The following is a 17,100-nucleotide window of genomic DNA, read 5'->3' as shown; positions in this document are numbered from 1 at the left end:
GCTGTCGGCGTAAATTGTCGACAGCTCTTTTATTTTTTATAGACTAATGACCCAGTAACCGATAAGGATAACACCTAGGATAATGCGATACCAACCAAAGACAGAGAAGTCGTTTTTCTTAATGTAGTTCATTAAGAATTTGATTGCTAAGATCGATACTACAAATGAAACGATGGTTCCAGTTAATAAGATCATGGTTGAGTTAAAATCAAAATGATTGCCGCTCGCTAAGAATTTAACGATTTTTAACAAACTTGCGCCAAACATCGTTGGAATGCCTAAAAAGAATGAGAACTCAGCGGATACGAAACGAGAACCCCCAATTAAAATCCCACCTAAAATTGTCGCACCTGAACGTGAAGTTCCTGGAATCAAGGCGAGAACTTGGAAGAATCCAACCATTAGTGCAAATTGATACGTAATTTGTGAGAGCTCCGTTACTTTTGGAATGCGCGTTTTGTTGTAGCGTTCTACTAAAATAAAGGCAACCCCATAAACAATTAACATGATGGCTACTGGTAAGAAGTGATGAAAGTTCTCATCCAACCAATCATCTAAAGGTAAACCAATAATGGCAGAAGGAATAATCGCGACAATGACTTTGAACCATAAGCTCCAGGTTTGTTTACTTTCATCTTTGGTTTTCGACAAGGAAAAAGGATTTAACTTGTTGAAATATAACACGACCACAGCCATAATGGCTCCGAGTTGAATCACCACGTTAAACATCGTCATAAATTCTTCTGTGGCATTTAATTTAATAAATTCATCGGCTAAAATCAGATGTCCCGTACTACTAATGGGCAACCATTCGGTAATTCCCTCAATAATTCCTAATAATATTGCTTTAAAAAAATCTGCTATTGCCATTTCTTCAATCCTTTCTATTCATCAATACACACAAAAATAAGTATACCGTTTCTTTTATAGAATACCAAGCAGTTTAATAAAAAAATAAGCTAAAGAATCTTAGCTTATTTCGTCTTATTATAAAGGTTTATTTTCACCTTTTAGAATATAACTCGTATCGGCAACTTCATGAATCGTAAAACGACCATTTTCATATTCTAAGCGTGTAACGGATCCGTTATCGATATCGACACGGACGTTATTTTCTTCATTAATTAAGTGAAGTAATAACGCGATAGTCAAACCATGAGAAACAACGAGCACTTTTCCGCCGCCATTTTTTTCGGCTCGATGTGCAATATCTTCAAAACCTTCACGAATTCGTGATGATAGTTCCTCGTAAGTTTCTGCCCAATTAGCAGTATCTGCTGTATAAATGGCGTTACAAATTTCTTCAAAGCTCGTTTTTTTGGCAATCATTTCATCATAAGAAGGTAAATCTAAGACACGTGGAATGACGCCCCACATCTCAGCGTCATAGCCACCTTCTAATGAACCAAAACACCATTCGCGAATTCGGCGATCGGTATGGTAAGGAATGCTTGCCCCATTTGGGTGTTCACTGAGAATAATCCGTGTCGTTTCAATTGCTCGTCCACTATCACTTGAATAGGCAGCGATAAAATCGGTTTCTTGCAATCCTAGTCCTAGTGAATGAATTTTCTGTGCGCCAATGGCTGTTAGTGGGGTATCGCACCAACCTTGAACGCGTTGAACCGTATTGAACATTGTTTTTCCATGTCTGACAACATAAATTTCTGTTTTTGTCATTTATTTCACTCCTTGTACTTATTTTTTTAAGGAAGACCGACTCTTTTTTAGCGGTTAAAAAAAGGATTTGTTTGTTTTTCCCAGCCAATTGTCGTCGGTTCACCGTGACCAGGATAGACGACTGTCTCATCAGGTAACACAAAGAGTTGGGTTTGAATACTTGTTAAGAGTTGCTCTAAGTTCCCTGTGTGTAAATCCGTGCGCCCAATACTCCCTTTGAATAGGGCATCGCCACTGACGACAAATGTATCGAAAATAAAACTGACGCTACCATGGGAATGGCCTGGTGTCGGTACCACTTTAAAGTGAATAGAACCTAGCTCATACGTCGTCATTTCGAATTCGTGTTCTGCGGGTTGGACAATCAATCCCCCAAGTTCAGGATGACGACTTGATAAATTTAAGACTGGATCAGATAGCCAAGCATTTTCCAGTGGACTGACATAAACTGGGATTTGGTAAACATTTCGCAATTCATCAACTGCACCGATGTGATCATAATGGGTATGAGTCAGCAAGATCGCAAGCGGTTTTGCCTGAATGGCTTCAATTTGTCTTTGGATAAGTGATGCATCGGCACCAGGATCAATGATTAATAATTCGCCTACAACGTTCCAAACAAGATAACAATTTTCTTGAATCGGACCAGTCGGTATTTGTTTAATATTCATATGAATAGCCTCCTGTAAAAGTTTTCTTATTTCAGTATAACCTAGTTAGACGTCGTTGACAAAGTTAGTTTTTTCGAAAAAAGTGTGACAAAAAGAGGAGAAAACACGTTGATAATAGTAGAGAGGAGGGAGAACAATGGAAATCAGCCAAGGAATCCAACTGATGCAGGAACAAAAAATTATTTATCTATTATCGTTACTATCAGTGGCGATGATTATTGATTTCATAAGCGGTGTTTATGCTGCCAAGCTGCATAAAGAAATCACTTCTAAACGTGGAATCAATGGTATCATTCGGAAAGTAGCAAGCATGATTTTACTCGTCTTTTTTTTACCAGTTTCATTGATTATTCCAGGTCAAACAGGAATCGCCTTATTATCGGTGTTGTATTTAGGCTATTTATTTATGGAAATTCAATCAATCTTAGAGAATTATCAAAAAATAGGGATTGATACACACTATTTACAAAAAATACTTACTAAATTAAAAGAGACAGTAGATCTGGATGAAAAAGACGATTAAAAGATCTTTTATCGCGCTACCTCAATAGTTACTCTTCGGGTATAATTAGGAGGTAAAGAAGGTGAAACAATGTATCGAGGGAAAATCTCTGTTCGAAATTTAGTAGAATTCGTTTTACGTCAAGGTAGTATTGATCAACGACGAACGAGTAGTCACACCGCACAAGAAGGCGCACGTCTTCATCGCAAGCTCCAAAAAGAGGCAGGAGAAGATTATCAAGCAGAAGTTTTTTTAAAGACGCAATATGAAATAGAAAATGAGAAGATTCAAATAGAAGGACGGGCAGACGGCATCTTTTTATCCGATAATTGTTGGACAATAGATGAAATTAAAACATCTGCTGTTGATTTTGATGCGTTAGAGCCTGGGCAAAAAGAATTGTTTTTTGCCCAAGGAATGGTCTATGCTTACCTGTATGCTACGCAAGAAAATCTCGATCAGATGAGCGTTCAATTAACATACTTTCAAACAACCGAAGAACAAATCACAAAAGAAGTTCGATCGTTTTCGATTGCCGAATTAAATCGTTTTTTAAAAGACTTAATGAAAGAATACCAACGGTGGCTTGTTTTTCAAGATGACTGGCGGCGTGTTCGCAATACGTCACTTGTTCAGCTCACGTTTCCCTACGAACAGTTCCGTAAAGGACAACGGGAATTGGCAATAGTCGCTTATAAAACGTTAAAGAATCAAAAAAACTTGTTTGCCGAAGCGCCGACGGGGACAGGCAAAACGATTTCGACGTTGTTTCCGGCATTAAAAACGTTAGGTGAGGATTCTGGTGACCGCATCTTTTATTTAACAGCTAAGACGATTACGCGTTCAGTGGCCGAAGATGCGTTAGTTGCTTTAACGAAACAAGGAGCACAGGTAAAAAGTGTCACGTTAACAGCAAAGGATAAAATTTGCTTTTTAGATGAACGTCGCTGTAATCCTGACGACTGTCCATTTGCGAACGGCTATTACGATCGGATCAATGTCGCGCTGTGGGATCTTTTACACCACGAATCGCTGATGACTAGAGAAGTCATCGAAAAATATGGACGCAAACATCAAGTCTGTCCGTTTGAATTATCCTTAGATGTCAGTTTGTTTTGTGATTTAATTATTGCCGATTATAATTACTTATTTGATCCGATTGTATACTTACGCCGATTCTTTGAAGAAGAAAGTGGCGATTCGTATTTTTTAGTGGATGAAGCACATAATTTAGTTTCACGTTCACGGGAGATGTATTCAGCAAGTATTTCTGATCAAACGTTTGTTCAATTGCAGGGATTATTACCGAAACAAAAAAGGAAAATACAAAAGATTCTTGCTAAAATCATCTCTGAATTCGATCTTTTAAAAAACTTTAGCGAAAAAGAAGGTTGGATCTTTAAGCATCAGCAAGCACCTGCGGAGACGTTAACCAATCTGATCTTCCAACTCAGCGAGTGGTTACAAGAATATTTAGCAGAGCAGCTGGAGGACGCAAATAAAGAACAAATGTTGCAATCTTATTTTGAATGCCTGCGCTTTTTAAAAATTAGTGAATTTTATGATGACTCCTATGAAACGACAATTGAAATTGGTCGTTATGAGATCACCATTAAACAATTTTGTATTGATCCGTCTGCGTTTTTGCAAGAGACCTTGCAAAAAGGGAAAAGTAGTCTTCTGTTTTCCGCTAGCTTGAGTCCCATCGATTATTATCAACAGCGCTTAGGCGGTGGAGAAGAATCACTCGCTTATCGCGTCGGGAGTCCTTTTCCACCAGAAAATCAAGGTGTTTTTGTTGCAAATTATATCCAAACGACCTATCAAAAAAGAGCCGATAGTCTTCCTCAGCTCATTGAAGCGATTCAGCTGATGGTCATGAGTAAAAAGGGAAACTATTTTGTCTTTTTTTCTTCTTATCACTATTTAGATCTCGTTTATGAAGCTTTTAAAGAGCAAAATCCGACGATTCGAACCATCGTGCAAGATACAAAAATGAGCGAAGTCGAACGAGAGGCTTTTTTAGCGACATTTGTGGAAAATCCAGTTGAAACATTAGTTGGTTTTTGCGTATTAGGAGGGATTTTTTCAGAAGGGATTGATTTAAAAGGGGACCGTTTAATCGGGGTAGCCATCGTCGGCGTGGGGTTGCCACAAGTCAATCATGAGCAAGAAATGATTAAGGAATACTTTGCTGTAAAAAATCAACAAGGGTTTGAGTATGCGTATCAGCTACCAGGGATGAACAAAGTCTTACAAGCCAGCGGTCGAGTGATTCGCGATATGACGGATCAAGGAATTGTGTTACTGCTTGATACGAGATTTAATACGTCTCGCTACCGCAAATTATTTCCGGAACACTGGCGACATGCACGGATTTGTTATCAACCGCAACAATTACAAGGTTCAATCGAGGAATTTTGGCAAAAAAAGAAGGATGAGTCGTAACTCGTCCTTCTTTTTTTAACGATAATTGGTAAATTGCAGTTCAATTGGCAAATCTAAGTTTCGTAATAATTGGATTACTGCTTGCAAATCATCACGATTTTTCCCAGTAACTCGAATTTGATCTTCTTGAATTTGGGCTTTTACTTTTAGTTTCGAGTTTTTAATGGCTGTTGTGATTTTCTTACTGTTTTCACGGTCGATTCCACTGATAAGATCAGCCGTTTGGCGCGCCTTTGAACCAAGTGCGTGTTGTGTTTCGCCGAATTGAATATTTTTTGTAGGAACACCTCGTTTTGCTAGTTTCGCAAACAAGACGTCTTTGATTTGTTCTAATTTAAAGTCATCATCACCTAAGACAATTAACTTTTGATTCTCCAGTTTAATATCGACGGTCGAACCTTTAAAATCAAAACGATTCGTTAATTCTTTAACCGTCATTTGAACGCTATTTTTGACTTCTTCCATGTTCATTTCGGAGACGACATCAAATGATGGATCTTTTGCCATAGAAACACTCCTTCCAATTTTTAGTCTACAATCTTTTTAAAGAGATGTTGCTTGTTACTATGTCTTTATTATAGCGAAATATTTCGCTGTTGTCTCTTTCTTTTGCCAGAAGAAACTGCTATTCTTTAGACGATAGATTTTTACGGAGAGGAAGCAGAGTAAATCATGGAGAAGAGGCAACATATAGAATTATTAAAAAAGATGGGCACAATCTTTTTTACAGGAGTGACTGGTGCAATTGGAATGAATTTCTTTTTAACACCTGCCAATATCTTGTCGGCAGGAATGAATGGCTTGTCACAGATAACCGTTGAACTGGCACAGTCGCAGTTGAATCTGTCTCTTAGTATGGGGGCACTCATTTTTCTTTATAATATCCCTATTTTTATTTTAGGATTTATTAAATTAGGTAAAGATGCGATGATTTTTAGCTTTATGAATGTTTTCGTTTCATCGCTAATGATTATCATTCTTCCCGAGGGCCAATTTACGGATAATATTTTATTAAATGCTATTGTCGGTGGTGTCTTAATTGGAACAGGGGTCGGGCTTTCTTTAAAAATGGGCTTTACAACAGGCGGTATGGACGTTCTTTCACTCATTTTTTCCAAAATGACTGGAAAAACGGTCGGCAGTTACATGATGGCGTTGAATGGGTTAATTGTGCTAATGGCAGCGACTGTTTTTTCCGTGGAAAGTGCGTTATATACCGTCATCTCGATTTATACGATGAGTCGTGTCATTGATACGATTCATACGAATCATCAAAAAATCACCGCGCTTATCATTACCACAAAACCAGCGGAAGTGGGGGAAAGTATCTCTAAGCGTCTGTATCGCGGGATGACTGTTTTACCTTCTGTTGGTGCGTATTCGGGATTACCAAGTAGTACGATTATGATTGTCGTGACACGCTATGAACTTTACGATTTAGAGCAAGCAGCGATCGAAGCCGATGAGAAGGTCTTTATTAATGTTTTACCGACGCATTCTGTTACCGGTCATTTTGCAAGCGACGATGAACAAAGAAGTTTTAAAGTCAAATCAAGGATGACGTTGTAATATAACTAGTCACTCTTTCGAAAATAAAAATAACCCCCAAAAACCCTCGTGAAGAGTGTCGTTTTGGGGGTTATAGTGATTAACGAATTCCTAAAGCAATTCTCGCATAACGACTCATCCGGTCTGTTGTCCATGCGGGATACCATACGAGTTTGACTTCAACATTTTTGACTTCTTCAACGTCTGCTAAAGCGTCGTGAATGTTGTCGGTGATGACGTCCGCTAAGGGGCAGCCCATCGTGGTGAGGGTCATTTTGACAATGGCTTCACCCGTTTCTCCCGTAAAATCGACTTCATATATTAAACCTAAATTGACAATATCAATACCTAATTCAGGGTCAATGACTGTTTCTAATGCAGTAGTGATACGATCTTTGATTTCTTGAACTTCTTGTTCTGTGTACGTTTCACTCACAGGAAATCCTCCTTTTTAATAGTTTCTAGTTCACATCATACTATTTTTTTAGATGTTTGTAAAATAAGCAAGACAATGATAAGATGCCATTGGATAAAAAATATGGAGTCGGCGGTCCCCTGGGTCAAGTATCCTCGAATGTTGGCCCTATAAACTCCTAAAGCAAGCAGAGACTGCTAGTTAAATGAAAAACTTGATTGTAAAAGGTGGGAAATAAAAAAGTGAAACAAATGATTGGGAAAATAGGCTTATTACTTGTGGCAATAATTTGGGGGACAGGGTTTGTCTGGACGGCCATTGCGTTGGAACATTTTGGACCATATGAAATTATTGCCATTCGAATGACCATTGCCTTTATTGCGCTATTGTTGATGAACATCCATCGCTTAAACGAACTAACGCGAGTGAATTTGCTTAGGGGAAGCTTTGTTGGACTGTTATTATATTTAGGGTTTATTTTTCAAACGATTGGATTAAGCTATACGACGCCGTCAAATAATGCTTTTTTGACGGCAGTAAACATTGTGTTTGTGCCATTTATTAGTTTAATTCTCTTAAGACGAACGATTTCTTTTCAATCGATTTGGGGCGCACTCGTAACGTTTGTTGGGATTGGCTTTATTTCCTTGCAATCGGGCTTATCCAATATGAATCGCGGGGATGTTTTTTCGCTTATTTGTGCGGTCTTTTTTGCGTTACAAATTGTAGCAACCGACATCTTTACCAAAAAAATGCCTACTTGGCAGCTGTTGCTCTCTCAGATAGGCAGTGCGAGTCTCTTAGCGTGGATAGGCGTGTTCACTTCTGGTGAAACAAATCTCGTTGATGGTTCGGTTCCCTTAAACGGACAAACCCTTTTTCCATTAGTGTATTTGGGACTTGTCGGAACATTATTTGCTTATTACATCCAAACGTATTCGCAAAAAACGACATCAAGCACGGAGACGGCCGTCATTCTTTCGACAGAGGCTTTTTTCGGAATGATTGGCTCGGTTCTTGTGTTACATGAGGTCGTGACGTTCCCGATGATTATCGGAGGAATCTTGATTTTTTGCGGGATTCTAATTGTCGAAATTGATTTTTTACAGTTCAGACAGGTACGAGAAAAAATAGCTAGCGGATTTAAGCATAAAAAAGAAAACAATCATCCGAGTACTTAATCATACTTAAAGGGAGCGAATGAGATAAGATGGAATTTAAATTAGCGACAAGTTTTGATGGAAAAGCAATCCTTCAATTAATGCAAGAAGGGATTGCGTATTTAAAGGCCCAAGGTTCGCCACAATGGCAAGATGGTTTTGGACCAGATGAAGCGAAAGTGATGCACGATATTTCACAGAAGCATTGTTACATTCTTGTCAATGAACATCAGCAAATTGTTGGGACTGCTGCTTTAATACCGGGCGTTGATCCAGCATATACCGCAATCTCGGAAGGGCAATGGGAAGGCGATGCACCTTATCTTTCGATTCACCGAGTGGCAGTCAATTCGCAGTTTCGCGGTTACGGGTATGCTCATTTGTTATTGGAGCGTAGTCTGTTAGAAGCGCAGCATCTGGGCTATCATGATGTTCGAATCGATACGCATCGACTTAATACACCTATGCAAAAAGCGATTACGAAAGCAGGATTTCAGTATCGTGGAGTGGTTCATTTCCCAATATTAAACGGCGAACGGCTCGCTTATCAAAAAATAAACACACAATAATACTTAGTGGAAGTATTATTGTGTGTTTATTTTGTATTTAACTATTGTAAACGTTTACTTATCTTTTTGTAGAGCGGTTTACTTGTGTTATAATGAGATTACGATTAAAAAAGGAGTGGGTTTTAATGAAGCTTAGCAAACATCTCAGGCAGTCCCTCGTAAAAATCACCATCGCACTCTTGCTATTTGCTCAAGTCACTCCTATTTTTTCAGATACGATTGAGGGACTCGTTTCAAACAAAGAAGAGACTGGTGAGCCCGGTCAAACACCCGCTGTCTCCACGACTTCTCAAGCGCAAGAAGAAACCATTAGCTCTTCTTTAGAAACGGTAATTAGCCCTTCAGAAACCATTGAAGACAATCCAGTGGAAGCGCCTGAGAGTGCTGAATTGCCACCTGCGCTTAGCGAAAGTCAAGAGGCTTCCAATCAGCCGACAAGTGACTCAAACACAGAAATAACAGAAGAATCGACGACTGTGTCATCAGATACGACTGTGAGTCCTTCTAGCGAGTCTTCTGATAGTCAACAGACACAAGAATCAAGTACGGATTCAACCGTGTTGAGTACAGAAACAGAACTAACAGAGAGTTCTTCTACCACTCAAACGCAAGAAACCAGTCAAAGTACGCAAGAGAATACCTCTGAGCAATCGACCAATCGTACAGAAGAGACTTCAGACATTTCTTCCACACAAGAAAGCAGCGAAGAAGAGACTGTCAATCCGAATAGTTCTGTGGAAGAATCGAAGCCTGTAATCGATAAGGAAGAATTGGTTCCTGAAAAACCAACGACTGCTCCTGTAAAACGTCCGAATCAGTCAACTACAAATACAGTAACGCCAACTATTTCTGAACAAATTTTTCCAACACTCAGCCAACCGTTCGATCTACCGCTGAGTCCCCAATCGTTTGTGGCATCGGATTTAAATGGTTTTGTTTTACCCTTACTAAGCACTTACACAGATCAACGGGAAGCGGCGATTGTTGTGACGGCTTTAAGTTATTTGAACCAACCTTACAAAAAGGGTGGAAAAGGGCCGGAACATTTTGATAATTTGAACTATTCTCGTTATGTTTATCAACAAATTTTTTCGCTGGATATCCCTGAAGAGCAGACGAAATTCCTTCAAATTGGGACAAAAGTTACCCTTGACGAGACAAGACCAGGTGATTTAGTCGTCTGGGAAAAAGAAAATAAAGTCGGAATTTACCTTGGCCAAAATAAAATCATCATGGCAGATGATTCGTTACTGAACGACTCATTCCGGAGAACGAATGAGTCTGAGGAAATTCCAGGTGTTCGCATCTTTACGTTACGTGATGAGCAGGAGTTAGGTGATGAGGATGAAGACCAAGATCTACTAACGCGTTATGATTTTTTACGAGCACCCGATTATGGTCTTGCCAAAAAAGAGGAATGGCAATTATCCACATACGGCTTGCAGCAAGTCAGAGACTATCCTGTTTCGTTTGCGTTTCAAGAAAATGATGTTACCAACGCGTTTATTGACTCGATTGGTGAATTGGCAAGAGAGATGGCCTTGAAATACGACGTCTTTGCTTCGGTCATGATTGCCCAAGCAATTTTAGAAAGTGGTGCGGGGACGAGTGGGTTATCGCGTGCACCTTATTATAATTTATTTGGCATTAAGGGAAGCAATAGCGGAGCCTCTATTACGTTGCCAACTGCAGAAGATAATGGCCAAGGGCAGCTTTATACGATCAATGCCGCTTTTCGAGTGTACCCAAGTTATCGAGAGTCGCTTGAAGATTATGTTGAATTAATTCAAACCGGAATTAGTGGAAATCAAACTTTTTATCAAAAATCTTGGCGTTCCACGGCAAAAAACTATTTAACCGCTACACAAAATCTGATGGGCAAATATGCAACGGATACTTTTTATGCGAATAAATTAAATTCACTCATTGCAACCTATCAACTCACGCGTTTTGATGAACCGAAAGTTTCAGTCAGTCATGCGATGATGACACTCTCTGAAATCCCACTGGAATATCGGCAAGACATTCGCTTTCCGATGTATAACGGCCTAAACTATAATACAAGCGGATCGTACGAAGCCGATCAATGTACATGGTATGTCTTCAACCGAGTCGCGCAATTGGGTGGTCGAGTGGGTGACTATATGGGCAATGGAGCAGATTGGCACACCAACGGACAACTATTAGGCTATCAAACATCGTCCGTTCCTAAAGTAGGCTATGTCATTAGTTTTAAACAAGGAGTGGCGGGGTATCATCCCCTTTATGGTCATGTGGCATTTGTCGAAGCAGTAGGAGATGAAGGGGTGTTAATTTCTGAAGGTGATGCTTCGTATGTCAATTATCGGATCATCCCAAATGAAATTGCGCTTTCTAGCGGAGTGGGCTACGTCGCACCTAAGTAATGGTTTGCTTGCTTATTCGTGAAAAACATTCCTTGTCCTTCGTTTACAGCTAAAAAGAGTATTGTATCTTTTACACACAATTGATAAAATATAGTGGTAGAGGATGGTGCAAAAAATGAAAAAACGTATGAGAAAAAAGAAAGCATATAAACAATATATTCACGATATTTTTACTGGATATGAACAAATGCTAAGTAATCCGGACTTAAATGAATTACGATTTACGTATTTGAAAGAAGAAACGGTGTTAAAACGCGATGAAGAAAATCAAATTCGTTTTCGGACGTACGATCTAGATTAATTTAAAAAGTGATTGGTTGTTGAGTCGAAGCACAACCAATCACTTTTTTTTCGAAAAAATGATACACTATAAGAGTAAGAGTATTGTAACGAGGAGGAGTGGCAATGGATAACGAACAACAAGTGTTTTCAGAGCAGCAATCCGCAAGTTCCTTTAAAGAAATTAAAGAAGTAGCATCCAAAAATATCCATTCATTATTAGAAGATTTGCATGATTTTGAAGTGGCGATTCGCGAAGAAAAAATTCAAGAGATTTACCGGATTTATAATGGACGACTCCATCAAGAACTTAAAAAAACATCGAATCAACACAATGAAATTGATACGTTACTTTCGCAAAAATTACACGAAAGTCTTATGACAACCTATCCATTTATGCGGCAAGTGAAAAAAGTCAGTCCGACAGTGTATCATTACCAAATTGATCAGTATTACCACGAGCGGCCAACCATTTTTATGGATGCGAGTGTGCCCGCACTGTTTGTATTACCTGAAATAAAAGAAGAGTGGACGAAACCTTTAAAAACGATCGAAGAGGAACTGCAATCGCTAGAAGAGCAGATGGATAGCATTGAAGCGAAAAAGATTAATGCCAGAGTAGCAGTAAAAGAAATTGATGATAAATTACTCCTGTTGAAAAACGAACGATTGGCCATTGAACAAAATAAAGGATTTTTTAACCGTGGGAAAATTGAAGAAGATTTAGAGGCAATTCAAAAAAAACAAGATGCTTTACATCAAGAAAAAGAGACGTGGATACCCTATCTCAATAGTCCTTCAGAAACGAATGAAGAAAAAGAACACTTAGTCAAAATGTACGAAGAGAAACGTTTAAAACGAGCCATCATTATCAAAGAATTACGCTTAATTAAGCAGCATTTTGGTTCTTATGAAGTGTTAGAACAACAGTTAAGTGATTTTTTGATAAATTATTTAAATGGGGAGGAGTAGCGTATGAGCGAGATACCCGAAAATAAGACGATTAATACTTTTGAAGACCAGTATCAAATCAAGAAAACAAGTTATCAAAAAGAAATCGTGCAATGGATTAAAGAGGCAGAAGAAGAATTAGCTGATTTATATTTGAGAAAGGCGTTATTAGAAGCTGATTTTGAGACACTTTTACAGCAGTATCGCCAATTAATTCTTCCACAACAACCTTTTTCTACCATTGCCAAAACGAATTTATTGGAGTATTTGTCCTATTATCTATTGGAGCCGTTTCATTCAATTGGAATGCAGCAAACGGATCACTATAATACTTGGGAAACCAATCATTTTTACGTGGCGTATCAGTTAAATGAAGCCAATCATTTAGTCTTACATTTTCAACTGAAAGTCATCGATGAACGCTTTTTTATGGAATATATTCCGTTAATAACGCTCGACATGGATAAGATGGAAGTCACGATTGCTGAAAAAGAAGTGCATACGCTCATTTCTCTTTGGTATTCAGATAAATACTTGTCTCGCACGCAGTTATCGTTATTTAATCAAGATTTAAATCGTTTATTTGTGCATTTGAAAGCGTTAGGGTTTGATGTATTACCGAGTTTGCTCGATAATACCCAAGCGTTATCGTTACAGTTAATAAGCGATTTCTCTGCATCAGCCGCTATTTTAGATCAAATTTTTATTACGACCATGGAATCTGAAGAGTATGATTTTGATAAAATCGGCACGCAGCAATACCAAGTGACGTTAACGCAGGGACAAACCATGAAAATTGACATCCACGAAAATCAAACCGTGCTATTCATTGATTCGAATCTAAGAAAACGTTCGATCTTAGATTTTGTCACGAGTTATCCGTTTTTAGTCCCTTTGTTTGTGCAGGTTCGGAAATAGTGATGGATGAATTAGAGGAAATGATTGCTTTTTGGGATGATTTTGCCGATGATTATGATAGCATCCAAGAAGAATCGGCTACGACTTTACTTGATGATTTGAACACTTTCGTAAAGAAGCAACCGCTCTTTCCGGTTTCTTCTTTTTTAGATTTAGCTGGAGGGACTGGGAAATATATCGAAGTATTTTTACCGCTAGTAGAGCGTTATACTTTGGTTGATTTTTCGCCTAGGATGCTTGACATCGCGCGAAAAAAAGCGCCGCACTCAAACGTAACGTTTATCGAACAAACACAAGCGAGCTTTTTGGCACAAACGCGCGATTGTTCCTTTGATGTTGTCTTTTCCGCGATGAATCCTGCTTTAGATACACCAAAACAATTGCTAGAATTGCTGCGGATTGCGAAAAAAGCGGTCTATCTTTTGCGCTTAGTTGCCGATGAGGATGTGCTATTCTCGCCATTAGAAGAAAAGCCATTCAATCTGATGCACCAGTACAAAAAATGGTTAGACGGTATGCCTTTTCAAGTAGTGGAGTTTGTCTATCCACTAGAAGAAACAATCGAAAAGTCGTTCTTTTATGAGTATTTTTCAGAAGAAATCCCTTATACAACGTTAGAAAAGATTGCAGCTACCTATTTTAAAACCGATTCAACTTTTTTAAACCCACGTCAAGTAATCTTTGAACTATTAATAATCCCCGTATCACAAGAGGAGGTGGCGCGATGAGGCTTACGCAATTATTGTCGAAAAATCAGCAAGTTCAATATTTAGTGTTTGAATATTTTCTCCACCACACCCAAGAGATTGCCTTAAAAGAACTTGCTCAAGAAATTCATGTCTCTCTTCCAACGTTACAAAAAGAATTAGTGAGTTTGGAAGAAGAGCTCAAGGCGTACGCTCCAAATGCCCGTTTAGAAAAAAATGCCAATGACGATTATGCCTTGATTTTGCCTAGCGATTTCTCGGTCAAAGGGTTTTTGAACCATTACTTGCAACAAGGACTGGATTATCAATTATTGGCTTCGATTTTTAAACAAAAAAATATCTCGATCACGAAAATGATGATTGAATTTCAAATTAGTGAAGCTTCTATTTTTAGAAGATTTAAGGCAATTAATCAGGTTTTGACAGAGTTTGATATTCAAATTAAGAACAAAAAAATTATTGGCGATGAAAATCAAATCCGCTTTTTCTTTTTTCATTTTTTCTGGCATAGCCAAACCCTTGAAAGTCTAAAAAAAAGGCTCGATCCTTCAATGAGTCAGCATTTAATTCATATTCTAGAAGACCATTTTCAACGGAAATTCTCTGTAACGGAGTATTGGAAATTAGTTTTATGGTTTGAAATTATGTCCCGACGTTTTGATTACCGCGAAGAACACCGGAAAGATTTTAGTCAGGTTTTTTTAACGGAATTTAATGAAGATGAGATGTTTAAACAATTAAAAAATATTCTTGCTCGTTATTTAAGTCGTTTTGCTTATCAATCGTTTGATAGCGAGGCTATTTACCTGTATCTATTCCTACTGTCAGAAGGCATGTATTTGCCTGAAGAGAGCGATACCCATTCGCCTCTTTTGTTAACGATTTTTGAAACGAATCGAAAAGTGGCCAAGGTCATTATCGAAGACAACGAAATGGTGGCGCACTTGTCACCGTTAGCCCAACGATTTTTATATTCGCTACATAGTCGGGTCGTATTTTATTATGGGGGCTTTGATGAGGATTTCCCATTATTTCAATCATTGTTATCTGATTGTGCCCCTGAAAAGCTTGATCACTGTATGACGATTGTGGAAAATCAGCTTGCTCGTCATTTGACCACTACGCAGTGGCGCAATCTTGATGGCAGTTATGGTTTTTTACTCGAAAAATATCAACAAAAAATCGAACGAACGAAACACATTGGGGTAGCCATTGAAGTTTCGCTACAAGCTAATAGTTATCTAGATTTTTTGCAAAAAGAACTAGGAATCTTACCCACGATAGACATCGAGCGGGCGGTCAAAGAACGACCGTATCAATTATTATTAGTGGACGAATTTACAGACGTCGCAGACTATCAGTGGGAAGCGTATTGCATTGTGACGCAATTACCGACGACTTTTGAAATTGAACGAATACAACAGGCACTGAATCAATCATTGCCTCAATAAAAAGGGAGGAGCTTTCATGCGCGTTTTAATTATTGGTGGTTCTCACGGAGGGATTGCGACTGCTAGACATTTAAAGAAAATTAATCCTTCCGTAGAAGTCATTATTATCGAACAATCCAATGTCTTAGGATACATTGGCAGTAGTTTAAATTTATATTTGGAAAAATACGTTCCTACCCTTGAAGTTTGTCGCACGACGAGCCCAAGTCAGTTATTGACAGAAGGAATTAACGTCATGATTCACTCGAAAGTGACCGCCGTTTGTCCTGAAAGCAAGTCAATTACGGTGACGATGCAAGATGGCGAAACGAAAATTGAAGACACTATTTCTTATGACTTTTTGGTATTAGCGATGGGTTCGAGCCAGTATCAAACGTCTTTTTCAGAAGAAATGGAAGACCAGGTGACGAATTATAAGAGTTTATCCCAAGCAAAAAAAGCGGCGGTAACTTTAGAAGCGAGCCAGAAAGTCATTATTATTGGCGCGGGATTAATCGGCTTTGAGTTGGCTGAAACACTAAGCCAAATGAATAAAGAAGTTATTTTACTGGACCGTATGAATCGAGGATTGTTTCGCTATTTTGATGATGAAATTACGTCTATCTTATTGCGTGATTTACCAGCCAATGTGCAGTTAAAATTAAATCGTAATGTCCAGTCGGTAGAAATTGATGAAAATAATCATTTTAAAGGTGTTCAGTTGACCCACGATGACCTGATTGAAGGTGATGCGCTCATCTATGCAATCAATCCACGACCGAATATTGAATTAGTCGCAGATATTGTATCGGTTAATGCCGATGGAACAATTGAAACGAATGAATACATGCAAACCTCCGATCCCTTTATTTATGCGGTGGGTGATCTCGTTTCTGTTTATTTCAGTCAGTCAAATACCCCTAGTTATATCCCATTAGTGACCAATGCTTATCGAACGGGGATCATTGCGGCGACGAATATTTTGTTAGATGTCAAGATTCCTTTTCCGGTAGTTCAACGGACGATTGCTAGTGAGCTTTTCGCCTATTATTTAGCGAGTACGGGTATTAATGAAGATGAAGCGCCCTACTACGGCTTGTCCGTCCAATCTGTTTCTAAAACGTACGAAAAATCTGCTTTGTTTAGTCTAGAAACGGACTTTGAAATCACGATAAAGTTCGTCTTTGATCAACACTCCAAACAATTATTAGGTGGTCAGATTATTTCCAATTACGAAAAATCGCTTGAATTAATCAATACGTTATCTGGCCTAATCACGAAACAAACGACACTGGATGAAATGCTAACGATGGATTTTTATTTTAATCCAAAATTTTCGAATCCATTACATTTCTTTAATGACTTAGCGTTAGAGGGTATTTTAAAAGTAAATCGTCGATAAAAAAGGAGAAAAGTC

The 17,100-nt window shown here is 38.5% G+C and carries 17 protein-coding genes; 12 read left to right on the top strand and 5 right to left on the bottom strand.

The window, feature by feature from the left end:
- Positions 1-36: 36 nt before the first annotated feature.
- From IGI68_RS10480 to IGI68_RS10470, 3 genes are all read right to left on the bottom strand, one after another.
- Positions 37-870 (bottom strand): undecaprenyl-diphosphate phosphatase, encoded by an 834-nt coding sequence (locus IGI68_RS10480; RefSeq protein WP_071875664.1) that lies wholly within the window; start codon positions 868-870, stop codon positions 37-39.
- Between the two features lie 117 nt (positions 871-987).
- The gene (locus tag IGI68_RS10475) at positions 988-1,680 is read right to left on the bottom strand and encodes a histidine phosphatase family protein (protein WP_071875663.1); all 693 of its coding nucleotides are present in this window, start codon (positions 1,678-1,680) and stop codon (positions 988-990) included.
- A gap of 47 nt (positions 1,681-1,727) precedes the next feature.
- On the bottom strand, positions 1,728-2,351 hold the full coding sequence (locus IGI68_RS10470; protein ID WP_438732699.1) for an MBL fold metallo-hydrolase: 624 nt from the start codon (positions 2,349-2,351) through the stop codon (positions 1,728-1,730).
- A 136-nt stretch (positions 2,352-2,487) separates the two neighbouring features.
- Between IGI68_RS10470 and IGI68_RS10465 the strand changes: the two genes are divergently transcribed.
- Positions 2,488-2,874 (top strand): phage holin family protein, encoded by a 387-nt coding sequence (locus IGI68_RS10465; RefSeq protein WP_438732697.1) that lies wholly within the window; start codon positions 2,488-2,490, stop codon positions 2,872-2,874.
- Positions 2,875-2,943: 69 nt separating this feature from the next.
- Positions 2,944-5,301: an ATP-dependent DNA helicase gene (locus IGI68_RS10460; RefSeq protein ID WP_438732695.1), complete on the top strand. Its 2,358-nt coding sequence runs from the start codon at positions 2,944-2,946 to the stop codon at positions 5,299-5,301.
- Positions 5,302-5,316: 15 nt separating this feature from the next.
- Here the strand turns inward: IGI68_RS10460 and IGI68_RS10455 are convergent, their stop codons facing one another.
- Positions 5,317-5,808 (bottom strand): YajQ family cyclic di-GMP-binding protein, encoded by a 492-nt coding sequence (locus IGI68_RS10455; protein WP_273230578.1) that lies wholly within the window; start codon positions 5,806-5,808, stop codon positions 5,317-5,319.
- Positions 5,809-5,973: 165 nt separating this feature from the next.
- Between IGI68_RS10455 and IGI68_RS10450 the strand changes: the two genes are divergently transcribed.
- Complete coding sequence (locus tag IGI68_RS10450) at positions 5,974-6,870, top strand: YitT family protein (protein ID WP_438732693.1); 897 nt, start codon at positions 5,974-5,976, stop codon at positions 6,868-6,870.
- A gap of 79 nt (positions 6,871-6,949) precedes the next feature.
- Here the strand turns inward: IGI68_RS10450 and IGI68_RS10445 are convergent, their stop codons facing one another.
- Positions 6,950-7,285 carry a metal-sulfur cluster assembly factor gene (locus IGI68_RS10445; RefSeq protein WP_379952817.1) on the bottom strand — a complete coding sequence of 112 codons (336 nt, stop codon included), beginning with the start codon at positions 7,283-7,285 and terminating at the stop codon, positions 6,950-6,952.
- Positions 7,286-7,515: 230 nt separating this feature from the next.
- Here IGI68_RS10445 and IGI68_RS10440 point away from each other — a divergent pair, with 230 nt between their 5' ends.
- The 9 genes from IGI68_RS10440 (at position 7,516) to IGI68_RS10400 (ending at position 17,085) form a co-directional block, all read left to right on the top strand.
- Entirely contained in the window at positions 7,516-8,445 is a 930-nt protein-coding gene (locus tag IGI68_RS10440) for a DMT family transporter (protein ID WP_438733278.1), read from the top strand.
- A 29-nt stretch (positions 8,446-8,474) separates the two neighbouring features.
- Entirely contained in the window at positions 8,475-8,993 is a 519-nt protein-coding gene (locus tag IGI68_RS10435) for a GNAT family N-acetyltransferase (RefSeq protein WP_071875653.1), read from the top strand.
- A 125-nt stretch (positions 8,994-9,118) separates the two neighbouring features.
- On the top strand, positions 9,119-11,398 hold the full coding sequence (locus IGI68_RS10430; RefSeq protein WP_438732690.1) for a glucosaminidase domain-containing protein: 2,280 nt from the start codon (positions 9,119-9,121) through the stop codon (positions 11,396-11,398).
- Between the two features lie 115 nt (positions 11,399-11,513).
- Entirely contained in the window at positions 11,514-11,699 is a 186-nt protein-coding gene (locus IGI68_RS10425; RefSeq protein WP_071875651.1) for a hypothetical protein, read from the top strand.
- 104 nt (positions 11,700-11,803) lie between these two features.
- The gene (locus tag IGI68_RS10420; RefSeq protein WP_438732688.1) at positions 11,804-12,649 is read left to right on the top strand and encodes a viral A-type inclusion protein; all 846 of its coding nucleotides are present in this window, start codon (positions 11,804-11,806) and stop codon (positions 12,647-12,649) included.
- 3 nt (positions 12,650-12,652) lie between these two features.
- A complete protein-coding gene (locus IGI68_RS10415) occupies positions 12,653-13,546 on the top strand; it encodes a hypothetical protein (protein WP_438732686.1) in 894 nt (297 codons plus the stop codon).
- Between the two features lie 2 nt (positions 13,547-13,548).
- Positions 13,549-14,274, top strand: a complete 726-nt coding sequence (locus IGI68_RS10410; RefSeq protein ID WP_438732684.1) for a class I SAM-dependent methyltransferase — start codon at positions 13,549-13,551, stop codon at positions 14,272-14,274.
- Entirely contained in the window at positions 14,271-15,704 is a 1,434-nt protein-coding gene (locus IGI68_RS10405) for a helix-turn-helix domain-containing protein (RefSeq protein WP_071875647.1), read from the top strand. The genes IGI68_RS10410 and IGI68_RS10405 overlap by 4 nt, the downstream gene beginning before the upstream one ends.
- Positions 15,705-15,720: 16 nt before the next feature.
- Entirely contained in the window at positions 15,721-17,085 is a 1,365-nt protein-coding gene (locus tag IGI68_RS10400; protein ID WP_071875646.1) for an FAD-dependent oxidoreductase, read from the top strand.
- The last annotated feature ends 15 nt before the right edge of the window (positions 17,086-17,100 follow it).

Source organism: Enterococcus sp. DIV1314a (assembly GCF_051713805.1).
GTDB lineage: Bacteria > Bacillota > Bacilli > Lactobacillales > Enterococcaceae > Enterococcus_I > Enterococcus_I aquimarinus.
This window is presented reverse-complemented; position numbering and strand designations above follow the sequence as displayed.